Source organism: Dorea sp. AGR2135, assembly GCF_000420885.1.
Classification (GTDB): domain Bacteria; phylum Bacillota; class Clostridia; order Lachnospirales; family Lachnospiraceae; genus Dorea; species Dorea formicigenerans.
Window position 1 is genome coordinate 1 of sequence record NZ_ATVU01000043.1, and the last position, 19,784, is coordinate 19,784.

Sequence of the window (19,784 nt, forward strand, 5' to 3'; positions counted from 1 at the left end):
CTTTTATTTATGTACGATTTTTCAGTCCCTTTTGACAATAATATGAGCGAAAGGGATTTGCGAAAAGTGAAAAATCGGCAGAAGATGTCTGGTGGTTTTAGAAAAGAAAGTGGAAACGAAATGTATTGTTCGATTCTCACTATTGTAGAAACGTTAAAAAGAAGAAATCTCGGATTAATAGAAAATTTAAAGAAACTTTTTGTTGGAACCCCGGCTATTTTTTAGCCGGGGTAGGGGTGTTGGGTCAGTCGGAAGGCTGAACTGTTACTAGAAATCAATAAAAACATTATGAAAAGATTGTAAACTAACCATAATATGTAGTATACTTTTTCTGTGGTTTTTCATGCCTGAATTTTTCTGTATATTTCAGAACAGTTCCGGCATATGAACGATAGAACTCATAATATAATACAGAGGACAAGAGAGGATTTATTCATTATGAAAATTGGTTTTGACAATGACAAGTATCTGCAGATGCAGTCTGCCCACATTAAAGAGCGAATCAGTCAGTTTGACAATAAGCTCTATCTGGAATTTGGAGGCAAATTATTTGACGATTATCACGCTTCCCGTGTACTGCCTGGATTTCAACCTGACAGTAAGCTCCGTATGCTGGACAAGCTTTCCGATCAGGCAGAAATTATCATCGTGATCAGCGCCGAAGACATCGAGCGCAACAAAATCCGTGGAGATCTTGGAATCACTTATGATTCTGATGTCCTCCGCCTGATGAACATTTACCGTGATCGCGGACTCTATGTCGGCAGTGTTGTTATTACAAAATACAGTAACCAGGAAAGTGCTTCCTTATTTAAAGCCCGCTTGGAGAAAATGGGCATCCGTGTATACTGCCACTACTTGATTGCAGGATATCCGACCAACATTCCGGTCATTGTAAGTGAAAACGGTTATGGAAAAAATGATTACATTGAAACTTCCAGACCACTGGTCGTTGTGACTGCTCCCGGACCAGGAAGTGGAAAAATGGCTGTCTGCCTCTCCCAGCTCTATCACGAACTGGAACGCGGAATCCGTGCCGGTTATGCCAAGTTTGAGACATTTCCTATCTGGAATATCCCGCTGAAGCATCCGGTCAACTTAGCTTATGAAGCAGCCACTGCAGATCTGAACGATGTAAATATGATCGATCCATTCCATCTTGAAGCTTATGGCGAGACAACCGTTAACTATAACCGTGATGTAGAGATTTTTCCTGTATTAAATGCAATTTTCCAACGCATTTACGGAGAAAGCCCTTACAAATCACCAACAGACATGGGAGTGAACATGGCCGGAAACTGTATCTGTGATGATGAAGCATGCCGCGAAGCTTCCAAACAGGAAATTTTACGCAGATATTACGAATCCCTGCGCCGTCTTCTTCTTGGTCAGTGCTCCGACAATGAAGTCTATACCATCGAAATGTTGATGAACCAGGCTGGTGTTACTATCCATGACCGCAAAGTTGTTGACGCTGCCCTTGAATACGAGAAAATAACTAATGGTCCTGCTGCTGCTATCGAACTTCATGACGGACGCATTATAAAAGGAAAGACTTCCAAACTGCTCGGAGCAACTGCTGCCATGCTGCTTAATGCCCTGAAAGATCTGGCTGGCATCGAACATTCCTGCCATGTCATTTCACCGGAAGCCATCGAACCAATCCAAACATTAAAGACAAAGTATCTCGGAAACAAGAATCCACGCCTTCATACTGATGAAGTTCTTATTGCTCTTTCTGTAAGCGCAGCCTCTAATCCACTTGCAAAGAAAGCACTAGAACAGCTTCCGAATCTTGCAGGATGCCAGGCACATACTTCCGTCATGGTAAGCTCTGTAGACATCAAACAGTTAAAGCGCCTTTCTATTCAGGCAACTTATGAAGCAAAATATGAAAAAAGAGACTAAAATCTCTGTATTTTTTAATAAAAAAGGTGTATACTTTTAAAGTATTTTTTGAGATATGTTTTTTGGGGGACATGCTTGAACATATTTTTTCATTCTAAGGAGGACATTATGGCAGTAAAATATGTATTTGTTACAGGTGGTGTCGTATCAGGACTTGGAAAAGGAATCACTGCTGCATCTTTAGGTCGTCTTCTGAAAGCTCGTGGTTATACCGTGACTATGCAGAAATTTGACCCTTATATCAACATTGATCCAGGTACTATGAACCCGGTACAACATGGCGAAGTATTTGTAACTGATGACGGAACTGAGACAGATCTTGATCTTGGTCATTATGAGCGTTTTATCGATGAAAGTCTCGGTAAAAATTCCAACGTTACGACTGGTAAAGTCTACTGGTCCGTACTTCAAAAAGAAAGACGCGGAGATTTCGGTGGAGGAACTGTACAGGTTATTCCTCATATTACTAACGAAATAAAATCTCGCTTTTATCGCAATCCTGCTGCTGAGAATACAGAAGTAGCAATCATTGAAGTCGGAGGAACTGTAGGCGATATCGAAAGTCAGCCATTTTTGGAAGCCATCCGTCAGTTCCAGCATGAAAAAGGACATGACAATGTAATTCTCATTCATGTTACATTAATTCCATACCTGAAAGCATCTCAAGAGATGAAAACTAAACCAACACAAGCTAGTGTAAAAGAACTGCAGGGCATGGGAATTCAGCCAGATATCCTTGTATGTCGTTCTGAATATCCACTTGGAACAGGAATTAAAGATAAACTTGCTCTGTTTTGTAATGTTCCTGCAAATCATGTATTGCAGAATCTGGACGTTGAATATTTATATGAAGCTCCACTTGCAATGGAAGAAGAACATCTGGCTCAGGTAGTATGCGAATGCTTGCACTTAAATTGTCCGGAACCAGATTTAAAAGACTGGAAAGAAATGGTGAACTATCTGCGAAATCCAAACACAGAAGTAACCGTCGCACTTGTCGGAAAATACACACAGCTTCATGATGCTTATATTAGTGTTGTAGAAGCACTCAAACATGGTGGAATTTTCAGCCGCGCTACTGTCAATATCAAGTGGGTAGATTCTGAACTGGTAACTGCAGATAATGTTGATGAAATTCTTGGCGATGTCAGTGGCATTCTTGTTCCAGGTGGTTTTGGCAATCGTGGAATTGACGGTATGCTTGAAGCGATCAAATATGCTCGCACACACAATATTCCATTCCTGGGGCTCTGCCTTGGAATGCAGTTATCCATCGTTGAATTTGCAAGAGACGTCATTGGATACAATGATGCTCACAGCGCTGAATTAAATCCAGATACTACACATCCGGTCATTCATATCATGCCAGAACAAATTGATGTAGAAAATATCGGTGGAACATTAAGACTTGGCTCTTACCCATGTATTTTAAATAAAGACTCCAAAGCATATAAGCTGTACGGATCTGAAGAAATTCAGGAACGCCACCGTCATCGTTATGAGGTAAATAATGATTACCGCGATGTACTGACTCAAAATGGTATGCTATTATCCGGACTTTCTCCGGATGGACGTATTGTAGAGATGGTAGAGATTCCAGATCATCCTTGGTTCATCGCGACCCAGGCTCATCCAGAATTAAAATCCCGTCCAAACAGACCACACCCATTGTTCCGTGGATTTATTGAAGCATCTCTGGAATATCAAAAAGAGCATAAATAAATCACTGGCAGTATATAACTGCTGGAAAATAGACAATTCCAAAATAGGGAGGGGTTGACTTGTACCGAGTCAAACCCTCCCTGAACTTTTATATTTCTAGTAAATCACTCTTTATTATTTAATCTCTACCTGATTCTGCGCTGCGACCAGATGTGCTGCACCATACTTCTCACGAAGCTTTGGCTTTTCAATCTTTCCAGTAGGATTTCTAGGAACCTTTGCAAAAATCAGCTTACGAGGTCTCTTGTATCTTGGAAGTTTCTTGCAGAATTCATCAATTTCTTCCTCTGTGCACTCTACACCAGGTTTTAACTCAATAATTGCTGCTGAAATTTCTCCCAGTCTATGATCTGGAAGTCCGATAACTGCCACATCCAGAATTTTATTATTGGTACGAAGAAAATCTTCGATCTGTACCGGATAAATATTCTCTCCGCCACTGATAATGACGTCTTTCTTACGGTCAACCAGATAGATAAATCCATCTTCATCTTCCATTGCCATATCTCCAGTATACAACCAGCCATCATGAAGTACTTCAGCCGTTGCTTTTTCATCTTTATAATAGCAAGTCATGACTCCCGGACCTTTGACTGCCAGCTCTCCAGTTTCGCCCTGTGCGACCAGATTTCCATTCTCATCGATAATCTTTGTCTCCCAGCCAAATCCTGCTTTACCGATCGCACCGACTTTATCAATATGATCCAATCCAAGATGCACACATCCAGGTCCAATAGATTCACTCAATCCATAGTTTGTATCATATTTATGATTTGGGAAATATTCCTTCCAGTGACGAATCAGACTTGGCGGTACCGGCTGCGCACCGATATGCATAAGTCTCCACTGCTCCAGATCATAATCCTTCAAATCTACATCTTTGTTATCAATTGCAAGAAGTAAATCCTGTGCCCACGGTACGAGCAGCCATACGATAGTACATTTTTCCTCTGAAACTGCACGAAGAATTGTCTTCGGATTCGTTCCTTTCAAAAGGACTGCCTTTCCACCTGTCAAAAGACTTCCAAACCAATGCATCTTAGCCCCTGTATGGTAAAGTGGCGGAATACATAAAAATACATCGTCCTTTGTCTGTCCATGATGATTCTGCTCTACTCGTGCAGCATGCATCAGAGATTCATGATTATGCAAAATTGCTTTTGGAAATCCTGTTGTTCCAGAAGAAAAATAAATTGCTGCATCATCTTCATCTACAATGTCAATCTTTGGTGACTGACTGGAACAGTTTGCTGTATGCGAAGTATAATCTTCTGCAAATCCCGGACAGCCATCGCCTACAAAATACAGAAGTCTTCCTCTTCCGATATCGTCCGCAATCTCCTCCACACGTCCGATAAATTCCGGTCCGAACACTAAAATATCTACATCCGCCAGTTCTACACAATATTTAATCTCATCGGCTGAATAACGGAAGTTCAGCGGTACTGCCAAAGCTCCCGTTTTCAGAATACCAAAATAAATCGGCAGCCACTCCAGACAATTCATCAAAAGGATTCCGACCTTGTCCCCTTTTTGGACTCCGCGTTCCAGAAGCAGATTTGCAAATCGATTTGCTTTCTCATTGAATACATTCCATGTAATTTCGCGTCTGTAATATGGTGCACGGGATGGTTCAATCAAATCATACTCCTTCCACGTGCTCCTTTTTGTCTCTGGCATCTCTGGATTAATCTCTACCAGACAGACGTCATCGCCGTACAGGCGACAATTTTTCTCCAAAATATCCGTAATAGGCATTGCTAATTATTCCCCTTTCTGGCACAAAGCTTCAAATGATTTCAATTATCCTCTTTCCATACTGAAATTTCAAAATCCTTTATAGCTTTGACGCTTTAGCGCTTTTACTCGATAAAGTATATGATATCGGATTTCAAGGAAAATGTCAACGTTTCCACAGAATCTTTCCATCTTAGTTTCCGCATTCTAATTTCTGTTGAATCTTTCCATCTTAGTCTTCAATGATTTCTTCATTGTAACCTTCTTCATAATATTTGATCAACGCTTGTGTTCCAAGATCCCCATACCCTTCTGCTTCCAAAACTTCATAATTTGCAAGTGTCTGACTAAGCACATCCAAATCCAGCTCACACTGATTTGCCTCAATCAAAGCAATCTTCATATCCTTAATAAAATGTTTCATAAAAAATCCAGGAGTATAATCTCCGTGTAGTATCTTCTCTCCAAAGAAATCTAGCTGCTTACTTCCGGCTGCTCCTGTCGCAACAGATTTTAATACAGTCTCACAATCCAAATCTTTTGCTTTTGCATAGCTAAGTGCCTCACAAAGTCCTGACATGGTTCCGGCAATCATGATCTGATTCACCATCTTGGCATGCTGTCCACATCCAGCTTCTCCCTGATAATTGATATTCGTTCCCATAGCTTCAAATAACGGCATACAAGCCTCATAATCTTCCTTGTTGCCACCGACCAGAATAGAAAGTGTTCCTGCCTTTGCTCCTGTATCACCTCCGGTCACCGGTGCATCTACAACATGAACTCCTTTCTTTTTACCTTCTTCATATATTTTCTTGGAAATCATCGGACTGGTCGTTGTCATATCAATCAGATACATTCCTTTCTCTGCCTGATCCATAATATTTCCTTCATCAAAATAAACTTCTTCCACATCCTGAGGAAATCCTACCATCGTAATCACAGCTTCACTTGCTCTTACACATTCTCCAATCGTCTCATGAAAGATAGCACCTTCCTCTATCACATCATTCACTTTACTCTTTGTTCTTGCATATATATGTAGTTCAAATCCCGCTTTCATAAGATTTTTGACCATAGACTTCCCCATGATTCCAACACCGATAAATCCGATTTTCTTCATAGTCTCTCTCCTGTTTCTTCTATTTACATGTATTCAAGAATGCTTTCAAAGTTCTTTCTGTGCCTCTGAATTGTATTCTGTGTGGGAGCATACAAATACTCCCCATTTCATTCAGAATACGCCATATATTTTATAATGTCAATTATATGTTTCTCTATTATGCCCCACCATTTGTCAAACAAACTACTGCTTAAGATTCTGTTACAATTTACAAATACACTTCATTAAAGCATCACCTGTTTTACAACACTGAATATACTATATAACATAAAAAATTATTAACGGAGGACTGTATGATAAAACGTATTTCTGTACTTCTTTTACTTCTTGCATTGTCGATGACAGCTCTCTTTGGCTGTTCCCAGACAAAGGAGACAAAACATGCTTCAGCCATTATAAACACTGATAAAACAAACAAAGAAGAAAACCTTACGCCAGTAACACTTAATGAAGTAGCTCATTCTATCTTTTATGCACCTATGTATGTTGCTATTGAAAAAGGTTATTTTGAAGAAGAAGGTATTAATCTCAACCTGGTCACAGGATTTGGGGCTGATAAGACCATGACTGCAGTCATATCCGGAACCGCCGATATTGGATTTATGGGGTCTGAAGCTTCAATTTATGCTTACAATGAAGGAGCCAATGATTATGTCGTGAACTTTGCACAACTTACACAACGCGCAGGAAATTTTCTGGTAGCAAGAGAAGAAATCCCCGACTTTCATTGGACTGATTTGAAAGATAAAAAAGTACTTGGTGGACGAAAAGGTGGCATGCCAGAAATGGTATTTGAGTATATTTTAAGGCAAAATGGGATTGATCCTTCGAAAGATCTGATTATAGATCAGAGCATTGATTTTGGCTCTACAGCAGCAGCATTTGCAGAAGGAAATGCTGATTTTACAGTTGAGTTCGAACCAGGAGCCACAAATTTGGAAAAAGAGGAAAAGGGATATGTAGTTGCTTCTCTCGGTACAGACAGCGGCTATGTACCTTATACTGCATTTTCAGCAAAGAAAAGTTATATCGAGAAGAATGCATCTGTAATTCAAGGATTTACAGATGCATTGCAGAAAGGTATGGATTATGTACAGAAACATACACCAAAGGAAATTGCAGAAGCAATTGCACCTCAGTTTAAAGAAACAAATCTTAATACAATAGAAACAATTGTGAGCCGTTATTATGAACAGGACACATGGAAAGATAACCTCATATTTGAGAAAAAAAGTTTTGAACTTTTACAGGACATTCTGGAAAGCGCAGAAGAACTTGACACACGTGCACCGTACGATAAACTGGTAACGACTACATTTGCCGAAAAAGCAGCCAAATAATTTCAATACTATCTGAATCACTATTACTCTTTAATTAAGCAAAGGAAACGGCAAACCATGGCAGAGTTCGTCGTTTTCTTTGTTAACATATCTAGTATATCTCATCTACTATTTTCCACTAATTCAAACAATTTTACTCGCTTTTTTCGTGTATTTCATATATAATAAATACCATGACTAGGGCAGACTTGTCTTAGTACTTTTTATTGGGGGATTTTTTATGCAACAAAAAGATCGTAAACAAATGTACAGACAGCAAACTATGAGCTACTTCATCAATGCTGCATTGGAGATCATTGAAGAAGAAGGTATCGACAGCTTGTCTATTCGGAAAACTGCAGAAAAAGCCGGCTATAACAGTGCGACTCTTTATCATTATTTTTCAGATTTTGAAGAACTGAGAATTTTTTCAGCTATGAAATATCTGGATCAATATGCTAAGGATCTGCCAGCCTACTTAGAACCGGTTACAAGGCCACTTGAAAGATATCTGAAAATTTGGGAATGCTTCTGTCTCCACTCCTTCTCACATCCAGACATTTTCTGGCTGCTATTCTTTAAGCATGCAGATACGAACTGGGATTTTTCCTACTATTTTCACGCTTATTATGATATTTTTCCTGAAAGTTGGAGTGAAGATGCTGCAAATTACAAAAATATGCTTTCATCTGCTAATTTCTCAGAACGTGAATTTTTATCATTGACTGATTCTTTGAATAAAGAGAATATTTTTCTCCCGGAATCAGACATTCACAATCTGGCAACAATGAATATTATGCTTTATCGTGGTATGTTAGAGACATTACGGGAAGACTCTGAATATTTGACAATTGAAGAAGCGACTGCGACAACTGTTTCGTTTATCCGCAGAGCGCTTACATCCTATAATATTGATTTAGATTAAAAACACTTATTAAAACCTATATACAAACATTGTCGTTTTACAGAATTGTTTAATAAAAAGAGCTGAAGGATTCGAATTCTTCAGCTCTTTTTCTCACCTGATATATCCAAGAATGCTCCACACATTCCTTCTTCAGCTTTTTGTATTTAATTATTTTGAAAAAACATTTTCACTATGCCTTTTCTTCCTTCAACACTTTAATAAATGCTGCAATCGTTCCAAGCATTACAAAAATAAATAAGAACGCTGCTACAAGTGAGATTGTCTGAAGCGGTTTCAATCCACCAGCCATCAGAAGTCCGATCGCCATAACTGACTGGATAACTCCCCAGAGAATCTTTCTGCCATTTGAAGGATTGATTGCACCGTCCGTTGACAGCATAGACAGTACATAAACTCCTGAATTTGCAGATGTTACAAAGAATGCACACAAGGATACCAAGGCTACCAGTGATAAAATAAATCCAAGCGGATATTGTCCAAGCACTACGAAAAGTCCAACCTCCGGTGTTGCTACCGCTTCCTGGAGCTTTTCAATCGCCATAAGACCTTTTTCTCCAAGGTTGATACCAAGGTTACCAAATACTGCACCCCAAATACAGGAAGCAATTGTTGGTACAAGTACTACACCAAGTACAAATTCTCGAATAGTCCGTCCTTTAGAGATACGTGCTACAAATACTCCAACGAACGGTGCCCATGCAATGAACCATGCCCAGTAAAACAGTCTCCAGCTTCCGAACCAACTGTTGTCACTATAAGAATTAATCTTAAGTGCAGTTGGAATAAAATTACCGATATACTGACCCATACCATTTACAAATGCATTCAAAGTCTCTACTTTTGGTCCCACTATAAAGCATACTGCCAAAAGTCCGATTGCAACATAAAGGTTTGTATTAGAAATAATCTTAATTCCTTTATCCAGCCCGGATACTGCGGATCCAATATAAAGAAATGATACAATTATAATAATAATAATTTCTACTACTAAATTGATTGGGACACCAAATAAATAATTAAATCCGGCATTAATCTGCAATGTTCCAAGTCCAAGAGATGTTACAACTCCTGCAACTGTCGCAAATACACCAAGAATATCAACAACCTTGCCAAGCCATCCATTTGCAAGCTTCTCACCAATTAACGGTTCAAGCATCACACTTAACAGACCTTTTTTGTTCTTACGGAACATAAAGTATGCAAGTGCAAGACCGATAACTGCATAGTTTGCCCATGGAAGAATTCCCCAGTGCATAAAGAAATTCTCAAATGCAAAGTTTGCAGATGCCTGAGATGCTGCTTCAATTCCATCTGGCGGATTCAGATAATAAGTAAGCGGCTCAGCTACTCCCCAGAATACAAGACCAACTCCCATTCCACATCCAAATAGAAGTCCGAACCATGTTATATTACTGTATTCCGGTCTGGAATCATCGCTTCCTAAACGAATTTTTCCATATTTTCCAAATGCAAAATATACAATAAAGCCAAAGAATATAATCATAGAAATCAGATATAACCATCCAAAATCTGTGGTCAAAACTTTAAATGCCGCATTAGCTACTACCGTAAAACTATCATTAAATGCAACTGACCAGACTGCTATAATGCCGACGATAATCAGTGATACATAAAAAACTGTATTCTTACCTTTCTTTTCTCCCATATTCAATTCTCCTTCATCAAACTAAGCCAGATATAGTAGTGGGCAGATGCATAACCATCTGCCCGTTCACTCTAAATCATCGAACAGTTATCATACTTTAAATACTGTCTGCTCTTTAATATCTGTTGCCAGAGCCTCCAGAGCAACCTTTGTTCTGTGATAACGTAATTTCCACTGCTCTTCCTTCGGAGTATCAGGGTCTCCAAGTGGATAAGGAATAGAAATTGTAGGTACGATTCTATTAGCTCCTACTGTCTTAGCTACAGGCACCAGATTACACATCTGTACGATTGGGAATCCAGCCTTCTCAACCTCTTTTACCATCGTTGCACCGCAACGTGTACAGGTACCTCAAGTACTAACCATGATAACACCATCAACATGATCTTCCTGAAGATATGGAATGATTTCTTTTGCCATTCTGGCAGCCTCTGCCTCAGTTGTTCCTGTTCCGACTGTTGTATAGAAATATGGATGGAGGCTTCCATAAACTCCCTCTTTTTCTAATACCTTCAGTGCATCAATCGGAGTAATAACGTTTGGATCTGCGTCTGCTGCTGCAGGGTCAAATCCAGCATGAATTGTCTTGAACTCTCCGCCTTTTAACCGTTCCATATTTGACACATCATAACGTCCCCAACGTGTTGCAGATGCTGACTGAATATGATCCGGATTATCTACAGGTACAATACCTCCTGTATTCAGAAGTGCGATTCTTGCTTTTGACAAATCCTTGATAGCAGGAGCAATTGGTACTCGATCAAGTTTCGGAATCGGAAGCTCTGTCTCAAATGGCTGTCCATTTAATTTTTTAACAAGCATATCTACCATACGCTCATATGCCGGTTTTCCATCTGAAAGCCATACCTGATGACGGATGCCTCTCGGGAAATATCCTTCTTCATCCGCGGAGCCGACCGGCTCACCAGCAAGAAGCTTGTTGGCAACTTTTGCCATTGCTTTTACATCCTGTCTCATCTTTGAAGCAATATTACCGCCTTTTAAGATATACATATCTTTTTTAAACATATCTACACCTGGCGTCTCCTCGTTCATAGACGTTACAACAGGTACACCAAATTTTTCTTTTACTGCCTTGCAGATTGTTCCACATGCAACGGTATAACGTCCTGCCTGAAATGCTGGCCCTGCAAGGAAAATATCAAACTCTTTATCTTCAAGCATTCCGAGAATTGTTGCAACTGCAGCGTCAGTATTGGTACCAATATAGTTGTCACCACAGATAATTGTATGGGTAACTTCTGCATTTAACTCTTTTTCAAACTGCATTGCTGGTCCAATCTGACCTTCGTGGATTTCTGGTTCAATACCAGCTTTTTCTTCTCCACCAATCTGACCAAAAAACTGATTAATATATAAGATTGCTTTTTTCATCGCTATTGCCCTCCTTAGAATTCTTTCATTGTCTTCGGGGACCATCCAACTACCTGATCACCACAGAACATTGAGTTATTCTCCATAATAACGGATCCATCTTCTCTTACTGAAGGTCCTAAGATCTCATCTCCAGCCCAGCCACCGGACAGACCGTCTCTTGCTAACGACTGAAGTTCTCCAAGTACTGTTTCCATTGGAGGCAATTCAATTAATTCAGATACATTTCCACAGGATACAATTGCATCACACTTCTCATCCAGTGTTACAAGTGGCTGAGATGTACCATTACGTCCTGTACATTCATTGGTAACTCCAATTGTCTTAACACCGGCATCCTCAAGCGCAACAAGACATCCTACAAAGTCGGCATCCGGGTTGCCATAACCTTCTTCTGCGACGACCGCACCATCTGCTCCGAGTGTCTTTGCAATCTGTGCTACATAAAGTGCAGCACGTTCTTTCTGATCCAAAGCTACATTCAGGTTTGACATAATTACTCCGAGGAAATTAATTGTCTTACCATGCTCTCTGTAAAGAGCCTTGATATTCGGTGTGTTCTGGAAGTCGTATGTTGACCATTTTGATGATACAGGCATGAAACTTCCAGATACGATAGCGCCATCCAGTACCTCATTTGGATGCATTACTGTTGGAAGCATACGGTTCATATCCCAGCCATATGCCAGATCATTGTATCCCAGATTTTCCATCTGAGACTGTGGCTGCATAACATATACAACAGATGGAAGCTTTTCAATCTCCGGACTACGTTTGATCATCGCCTCAAGATCATAAACTTCTGTGTCTTCCGGTGTCAGTTCTTTTACACACTGTCCGATGAACTCTGCAAGTTTATGTCCTGCTCTTCTAAGTGCATCATTCTTCTTCTGTTGCTCATGCTTCTCAAAATCCTCATTCGTATCTGCTACGAGTACAATATTGTTCAAATAACCGAAGTATGTATATTTCTGCCCTTCACCACTCATGTCGATCAATCCATCCTGGAAACCTCCCCAGTGTTTTCCGACTACGAGTACGCTGCAGTTCTTTAATGCATGTAAAACTCCATCTCCTGCCTTTGCAAGTTCACTTGTATATCCAGGGAAAAGTCCTCTTCCATCCAATCTTACTCTAGGCTCGATTGCTTCCTTTACCGGACACATACGGATCTTATCTCCAGGTTTTGCAATATAAAGATCTGCCTCCGTGATTCTCTCATCTTCACGGATAAAATCAAGTGCTTTTTCTTTATTAATTGTAAGCACTCCGTCATCAAAGGATAACTTGTCGCCAAACTTGATATCCTTAACATAGAAATTGCCAATCTCCAGTCTCATGTGATTGTCCTCCTTTTCTGATTCATAGATAGGCTCTATGAATGGCATTGATACATTTTTGATAAGCGCGCTTATTTATTGGTTATGTTAAGATTATAACAGTAAGCGTGCTTATTGTCAATCGTTTTGTTAGATTTTTTCTATAATTCACAGTTAATTATTGACTTATTCTATTCATTTTCTCTAAATATTCTTTAATCTCTCTGTGGTCAATCACTTTTTAATTCCAGGCAACAAAGGGGGCGCTGATTTCTCAGCGCCCCTATTATCGACAATTCCTATATTAATTTGCTTTCTTTTTATTCATCAGATCTTTGATGTTCTTGTAAATCATAAAGAGAATTAAAACTGCTCCAACATATCCATTTAATACATAGATAATATTAACCAAGACTCTGAATGGAAGGAATAATCCTACAATTAAACCGAGAACTCCAAGAACAATAGTGAGAATCTTGAACTGTGATGTTCCCTCTTTTGCAAATCTAGAAGCTGGATTATAAAGGAGTGGAACCGCTGTTGTATAAATACCTGCAAATACAATAATTGCAAAGATAGCGGAGAATGGCTTCCAGATCTTAGCTGCAAGAATCAGATTTGGGATATCTGCATTCCATACAAATGTATCACTACTTCCAATCATCGGAGTATTAATGTTTGAAACCTGTGCGAACATTACTACTGCAATTGCCACACAAACTGCAACTGTTCCGCCGATAATACCATAATTTAATTCTTTTTTCTTATTATTAGAACCAAGTGCTGCTGTAAAGCTTGCGAACCACAGGAGCACGAAACCGGCATATGATAAACCAGAAACAAGCCAGTTGGATCCTGCACTCTTAATTGTTTCCCCATTCGCTGCGCCTTCGTAAGCTGCATTTTTAATAATATCCAATCCAGCTCCAACATCACCGCCATCACGAATTAATGTAAGAACTCCAATGGCAATACAAAGCACTACGATTACCGGTCCTACAGCACCGATGGCATCAACCATGGAGTTCAGTCCACCTACAACTGTAAGCACTGCCAGTGCTGTCAGAACGACTCCTCCTACCCATGCCGGAAGTCCATATTCCTGATGAAGTGTAGAGGATGCTCCTCCTACCATAACGAAGAAGGACATGTAACAGAATAATGTGGAGTAATAATCACAGAAAGTTCCTACATACTTTCCACAAAAATGTTTGTATACATCATTTCCTTTTTCAAACTTCTGCTCTGCACCTGCTTTTGCAAAGTTAAAATTGTAATAAAGGAAAGCTACCAGGAATACCAAAATTACAAGTAATCCTTTTACTCCATATGCTGTATAATATTGAATGATTTCCTGACCTGTTGCAAAACCGGATCCAATTGTAAATGCAATGATTGCTCCCGCAAGTATCAGTACTCGTTTCCAACTCACCTTTTCCGCACTACCCATAATGTGCCCCCTTTTCATTCATTTCTTTTCTTATGAGCAATTTACCGGCATATAAGCCGGTAATTGCTCAATGTATACTTATGTCAATGACTTACCACTCATCTTTTTCAAAAACAGTCTGCTCTGTTATCGGAGTCTGAAGAGCCTTGAATGCTCTTCTTACAAGTTTCTCACGAATCTTGTAGGACTCTTCCTCACCCTCAGTTGGATCTCCAAGTGGATAAGGAATACCAACAGCCGGGATAATTCTATTCGCACCGATTGTTCTGGAAATCGGAACAACTGTACACAGATGAACTACTGGGATACCGTATTTTTCAATACCTTTAACCATCGTTGCACCGCAACGTGTACAGGTACCTCAAGTGCTGACAAGAAGAACTGCATCTACATGCTCTTCAACTAATTTTTTACCAATTTCATCACCAAATTTGGCTGCAGAATTCGTAGCTGTTCCAGTTCCGGTTGTACTTGCAAAATAAGGATATAATTCTCCAAATACGCCTTCTTTCTGTAATTTACGAAGTGCATCAAGTGGGATTACAAGGTTCGGATCTTCCAGTACGAACTGTCTGTCATAACCACCATGGATTGTCATATAGTCATCTTTAGACATTCTGTCCATGCCTTCCATTGTATACCATCCAAATTTTGTTGCATTGGAGGACTCGATATGATCCGGATTACCAACTGGTACAATACCACCAGATGTAACGATTGCAATCTTCGCTTTACTAAGATCTTCAATTGCTTTTCCTGGCTCTACACGATCGAATTTCGGCATTGGAAGATCTGTCTCAAATGGCTCTCCTGCCATCTTCTTAAGCAGCATCTTAAGACCACGAGTTGCTCCTCTTTCTTCTGCGAAATAGTTCACACGGATACCACGCTCAAGATATCCTTCGATTGATGGTCCAAGAATCTCCTCACCTGTAGCCAGTTTCTTAATCAATGTTACAAACTGCGGAACTGCTTTTTTCATAGTTGCAGCAGAGTTACCTGTCTTTACAAGGATTACATCCTGTTTAAACATATCAGCTCCAGGGTTCTCTTCATACATACCAGAGAGTACCGGAATACCGAGTCGCTCTTCAACCGCTTTACAAATTGTACCGCAAGCAACACCATAACGTCCAGCATTAAATGCAGGTCCTGCAACAAAGATATCTGGCTCGTATTTCTTTACCATCTCAATGATGGTATCTGTTGCTTTATCAAGATTTTCTCCAAAATAGTTGTCACCACAGATAACTGTTGCAACAATCTCATAATCATCGCCCAGTCCGTCATTCAGTGCCATACCAGGTCCTATAATTTCTTCTCTTACTTCCGGCTGGAAGTCTGCTTTATCTTCTCCACCAATTCCACCGAAGAACTGATTAAGATAATGAACGATTTTATATTTTGCCATAACTCTGAATCCCCCTTCTTAGTATCCTCTTGCAGCCAGTTTGTTAAATCCATTTGCGATTGTAGATGCGATGATAATCTGAAGCTCTGCCTCGAAAGATCCGTCTTCGTTGATACATCCAGCCCATCCACCAATCTGGCTTTCAATAAATTCCTGAGTTCCAATTACTCTATCCATAGCTGGGAACATCAGTGTTGCATTTCCCTGTCCACATGATGCAAGTGCTGTTGCCTCTTCACATGTATCTGCCAGAGATGCTGATTTACCATCTTTTCCTGGGAACTCATCTGTGATCAGGCAAACCTTTGTACCTGCTCTCTCAACCTTTTTACAGTTCATCATAAGGTCTGTATCCGGGTTACCATAGCCTTCCTCTGTAATCAGAACTCCGTCTAACTGCAGCCATTCACAGAATTTTGCAACCATATCGGAATGTCTCTCTTTATCAGCAAGGAATACATTCTCATTTGTAAGGATAACTCCCATAAAGTTAATGTCTTTTCCATGATGTTTGTAGCATTCATCAATAACCGGATTGTGGAAATGATGATATGTTGTAACTTTATCACATGGAGCCACACAGTTACCAGATACGATTGCTCCATCCATAATCTCTGTTGGATACATGAATGTCGGAACGATCTGTTTTGCATCTACACCATAATAATATGTGTCATGCAGAAGTCCCTGTGACTGAAGCATATGTATGTATCCTACCTTTGGCAGATCCGGATACTGTGCTGCCTGCTCAAATACTGGTTTTGTCTCATATGTCTCAATTACATCTGGCTCAAGATTTCTTACAAGCTCTCCAAGATATGTAGCTACTTTCAATCCTGCCATACGTCCTGCTTTCTCATATACATGAGTTTCTAATCCATCCTGTGGTTCAATGACTACGCACAGGTTATATGTTTTTGAAAATGGGCAATAATCTGCAGCCGGTCCGCTCATATCAATAACACCTTCCTGGAATCCAACGATTCTTCCGACTGTAACTACACAGCAGCCATCTAAAGCATGTGTTCTTCCAGATCCAACCTGTGGTGATACCTTTCCGATAATTCCTGGGAAAATCTCTCCGCCGCTCACTTTCACACGTGGTTCAATGACATCCTTAACAGGTGTGATTCTTGTTGCCTCACCAGGTTTTGCAATTTCCAAATGGCATCCGATCAGCTTGTCGTCCTCCAATACAAGTGCTTCCACCTCTTCTTTGTTTACATACAATACGTGATTTTCCACATATGATTTGTCTGCAAACTGGATGTCCTTGATCTCAAATTTGCCGAGTTCTAGTTTCATACAAATTCCCTCCTTATGATTTGTAATCGCGATAACTTAACACTTAAAATATAATCACGTTTTTCATTTCCGAAAGCTGGCAATTTTTCTTTTACAAATTCCTCAAGCGCGCGGAATGTAATCATGATAACATATAAGTAAAAAAATATCTTTTTTGCTTTTTATGTTTACTTTCAAAAAATGTAATCGTGATAACTTTTTTCATGTAAGTAATTGCTTTTGATAGTTCTAATTATACACACATTTTTTAAATGCGCAACCCCCTTTTATAAATATCGTCATTAATACAAAATATCTATAAATATTTTTGTGCAGATTGCCTATTTTTTATCATTCTTTTCGCGTTTTTGTTTAAAATATCCGTCATATCCCTGCAATTCTGACGCAAGTGACTTAACGATTATATCGAGATCATCTATAAATAAACGAACTCTTTCTTCGATTTCATCTTCTTCAATCCCGTCATCCATCACTCCTTTAAAATATCCTTTATACAAAATACAGGACATGCGATTTAAAATAAGCGCATTCTCCTCAGAAATTGCCCCTGCTTTCATGCATTTTTTACACATTTCAAAATCACGTCCCCAGAAATCTGCTGTTCCAAGCATCTCTGAAAAGAATTGGTTTGCCTCATTAATGTTTTGAGGAAACATCTGATAGAATTCTTTCATAGCTCCACCCAGATATTCATTCGTATGTTCAAAAAACAGTCTATTATAATCTTTTGGATGTCGGAAAGCCTCCTGACTGTAGCAGTACCATACACCCACATAGATATCCCATACTCCTCTCCAGGTTTTTTCCGCCTGATTCAAGCGGATAATATATCCCTCCAGCGTATTCAGGCTGACATAATACATCAGTTCCGACTTGCTGTTAAAATAACGGTATAATGCAGCTGACGAACAGCCCAGCTCCTTCGCGATTCTACGAATAGAAAGATCTTCAGCCCCATCTTTCTCCATAATTTTACATACTCTTTCAATATAATCTTTTCTCGTTAAACCTTTGAAGTAATTCTGTGTTGTTTCTTTATTATCCAGCATCGCTCCACCGCCTATTCTTTTTCTTACCTGCTTTTTCTAACTAATTCTTGGAATAATATTGTCAATCACCGATAAATCGATTGTCTTAAAATCATTCGCCACCTTTTCCTGATAACTCTTTGGACTTGGTGCGATATCCTGCCACTCCTGATAAACCTGAATGCATTTGTCGATCAGCATGATATCTTTTATATTATCCTCTTCACCCTTCGGATATACAACTACCGATCGATATGGTGTCTGATTCGGTTTCAGGCTGGATGCCTGCGGATGTGTCAGAAGCACATGCTTATCATAGACAAGATCTCTCACCTTAATCAGAACGTCTTCATACCCATCAAGAAGAATCACTTTCATCTGATCCTTATACTTCTCATACACTCTGTCGTTATTCGTTACCAATATTGCTTTTTCCAGCTCCCACATGATTGCCGTCTCCCTTCTTAACATCTCATTTCACTCAGATGCGTTTTTATATAGTATGGTTTACCACAAGTTTATCATATTTTATCTTTTTTCGCAAATATTCTGTCATTAATTCATTTTGTAAATACGATTCAGCTACTATCTTTATAGTAAAGAGAAAGCTCGGATTTCTCCAAGCTTTCTCCTTGTTTTCAAGTTGCTGCCAACTATATGACCTCTCACTATAATTAGTTAATGTATCCGGCTTTCTTAAGCTCTTCATGAGCTTTCTCAAGGTTTGCATCTGATACACGAATGATCGGTCCTGTACAACCCATTCCGCTCTCTGCATAAATATTGATCTTCCATAATGCTTTTACGGCATCCTCAAGATCCATTACTTCGATTCCTGCGATCTGTGCTGTTACGATCTCCTTCGGCGGCTCTTTTACATCCTCCTCTGCTGCAGCCGGTTTTGCTGCTGCTTTTCTTGCATCCAGGATCTCTTTTAAGCCTGCTTTCTTTGCTGCTGCAAATTCTGCTTTTGCTACCTCAAATACTTTGTTTCTTACAAGCTGTGCCGCATAACGAATCGCTCCTGCAATAACAGGTGCTCCACTGGCTCTTGATACGATCATGACTAACTGCTCATATCCTTCGCCGATTCCTGGTCCGTATCCGTATCCAGTTGCTTCAAAGCTTCCGCCTGTTGCTGCGGATGAAAGCATTTTTACCATGATGTTTCCTGTCAGGGAATCTGTTACCATGATATCCGGTGTTCCCTGAAGTACGTCATTTCCTCTCATGACGCATCCGCCGTCTGCTCTTGCAGACTCTGCGAATGTGATATCATATCCGTTCTCCTGAAGCTCTTTGAGAGCTTTCTCTGTCTGACGTGCTCCGTCTACATTCAGGATTCCGACTGTTGGATTAGCAATTCCACATGTTTTTGCTGCAATGATTCCGTAGATTGTGTTCTTGATCATACCTTCGATACGATCTGCACTGGATGTTCCTGTTGTATTTGCTACGAACATCTCTCTTCCC

16 protein-coding genes are annotated in these 19,784 nt (G+C 39.8%); 5 read left to right on the forward strand and 11 right to left on the reverse strand.

Annotated features, from left to right (window positions below):
• The 3 genes from G593_RS21625 to G593_RS0116805 all read left to right on the forward strand — a co-directional run.
• On the forward strand, positions 1-225 hold a 225-nt coding region (locus G593_RS21625), incomplete at its 5' end, for an IS66 family transposase (RefSeq protein WP_155961859.1).
• A 213-nt stretch (positions 226-438) separates the two neighbouring features.
• Entirely contained in the window at positions 439-1,908 is a 1,470-nt protein-coding gene (locus G593_RS0116800) for a DUF1846 domain-containing protein (protein WP_005339724.1), read from the forward strand.
• Positions 1,909-2,016: 108 nt separating this feature from the next.
• Positions 2,017-3,630 carry a CTP synthase gene (locus G593_RS0116805; protein WP_005342383.1) on the forward strand — a complete coding sequence of 538 codons (1,614 nt, stop codon included), beginning with the start codon at positions 2,017-2,019 and terminating at the stop codon, positions 3,628-3,630.
• A 114-nt stretch (positions 3,631-3,744) separates the two neighbouring features.
• On the opposite strand, the gene G593_RS0116810 is transcribed toward G593_RS0116805, so the two are convergent.
• Together G593_RS0116810 and G593_RS0116815 are read right to left on the reverse strand one after the other, a co-directional pair.
• Positions 3,745-5,388 (reverse strand): class I adenylate-forming enzyme family protein, encoded by a 1,644-nt coding sequence (locus G593_RS0116810; protein WP_005331377.1) that lies wholly within the window; start codon positions 5,386-5,388, stop codon positions 3,745-3,747.
• A 211-nt stretch (positions 5,389-5,599) separates the two neighbouring features.
• On the reverse strand, positions 5,600-6,490 hold the full coding sequence (locus G593_RS0116815) for an NAD(P)-dependent oxidoreductase (protein WP_005342384.1): 891 nt from the start codon (positions 6,488-6,490) through the stop codon (positions 5,600-5,602).
• 293 nt (positions 6,491-6,783) lie between these two features.
• Between G593_RS0116815 and G593_RS0116820 the strand changes: the two genes are divergently transcribed.
• Positions 6,784-7,830: an ABC transporter substrate-binding protein gene (locus G593_RS0116820; protein ID WP_005342385.1), complete on the forward strand. Its 1,047-nt coding sequence runs from the start codon at positions 6,784-6,786 to the stop codon at positions 7,828-7,830.
• 220 nt (positions 7,831-8,050) lie between these two features.
• The gene (locus G593_RS0116825; RefSeq protein ID WP_005330167.1) at positions 8,051-8,734 is read left to right on the forward strand and encodes a TetR/AcrR family transcriptional regulator; all 684 of its coding nucleotides are present in this window, start codon (positions 8,051-8,053) and stop codon (positions 8,732-8,734) included.
• Positions 8,735-8,906: 172 nt separating this feature from the next.
• Here the strand turns inward: G593_RS0116825 and G593_RS0116830 are convergent, their stop codons facing one another.
• The 9 genes from G593_RS0116830 to grdD form a co-directional block, all read right to left on the reverse strand.
• Positions 8,907-10,403: a BCCT family transporter gene (locus tag G593_RS0116830; protein ID WP_029732437.1), complete on the reverse strand. Its 1,497-nt coding sequence runs from the start codon at positions 10,401-10,403 to the stop codon at positions 8,907-8,909.
• A gap of 90 nt (positions 10,404-10,493) precedes the next feature.
• A complete protein-coding gene (gene grdH, locus G593_RS0116840) occupies positions 10,494-11,798 on the reverse strand; it encodes a betaine reductase selenoprotein B (RefSeq protein ID WP_081472207.1) in 1,305 nt (434 codons plus the stop codon).
• A gap of 14 nt (positions 11,799-11,812) precedes the next feature.
• Complete coding sequence (locus G593_RS0116845) at positions 11,813-13,138, reverse strand: glycine/sarcosine/betaine reductase component B subunit (RefSeq protein WP_005342390.1); 1,326 nt, start codon at positions 13,136-13,138, stop codon at positions 11,813-11,815.
• A gap of 283 nt (positions 13,139-13,421) precedes the next feature.
• Positions 13,422-14,567 (reverse strand): YkvI family membrane protein, encoded by a 1,146-nt coding sequence (locus G593_RS0116850; protein ID WP_005342391.1) that lies wholly within the window; start codon positions 14,565-14,567, stop codon positions 13,422-13,424.
• A 91-nt stretch (positions 14,568-14,658) separates the two neighbouring features.
• Complete coding sequence (grdF, locus tag G593_RS0116860; RefSeq protein ID WP_081646585.1) at positions 14,659-15,978, reverse strand: sarcosine reductase complex component B subunit beta; 1,320 nt, start codon at positions 15,976-15,978, stop codon at positions 14,659-14,661.
• Between the two features lie 18 nt (positions 15,979-15,996).
• A complete protein-coding gene (gene grdG / locus G593_RS0116865; RefSeq protein WP_005342393.1) occupies positions 15,997-17,283 on the reverse strand; it encodes a sarcosine reductase complex component B subunit alpha in 1,287 nt (428 codons plus the stop codon).
• A 320-nt stretch (positions 17,284-17,603) separates the two neighbouring features.
• Positions 17,604-18,332: a TetR/AcrR family transcriptional regulator gene (locus G593_RS0116870; RefSeq protein WP_021840542.1), complete on the reverse strand. Its 729-nt coding sequence runs from the start codon at positions 18,330-18,332 to the stop codon at positions 17,604-17,606.
• 36 nt (positions 18,333-18,368) lie between these two features.
• Positions 18,369-18,758, reverse strand: coding sequence for a GrdX family protein (locus G593_RS0116875; protein WP_005342399.1), 390 nt, complete (start codon positions 18,756-18,758; stop codon positions 18,369-18,371).
• A gap of 227 nt (positions 18,759-18,985) precedes the next feature.
• The coding region (grdD, locus tag G593_RS0116880; protein WP_029732440.1) for a glycine/sarcosine/betaine reductase complex component C subunit alpha at positions 18,986-19,784 on the reverse strand (799 nt) is incomplete at its 5' end.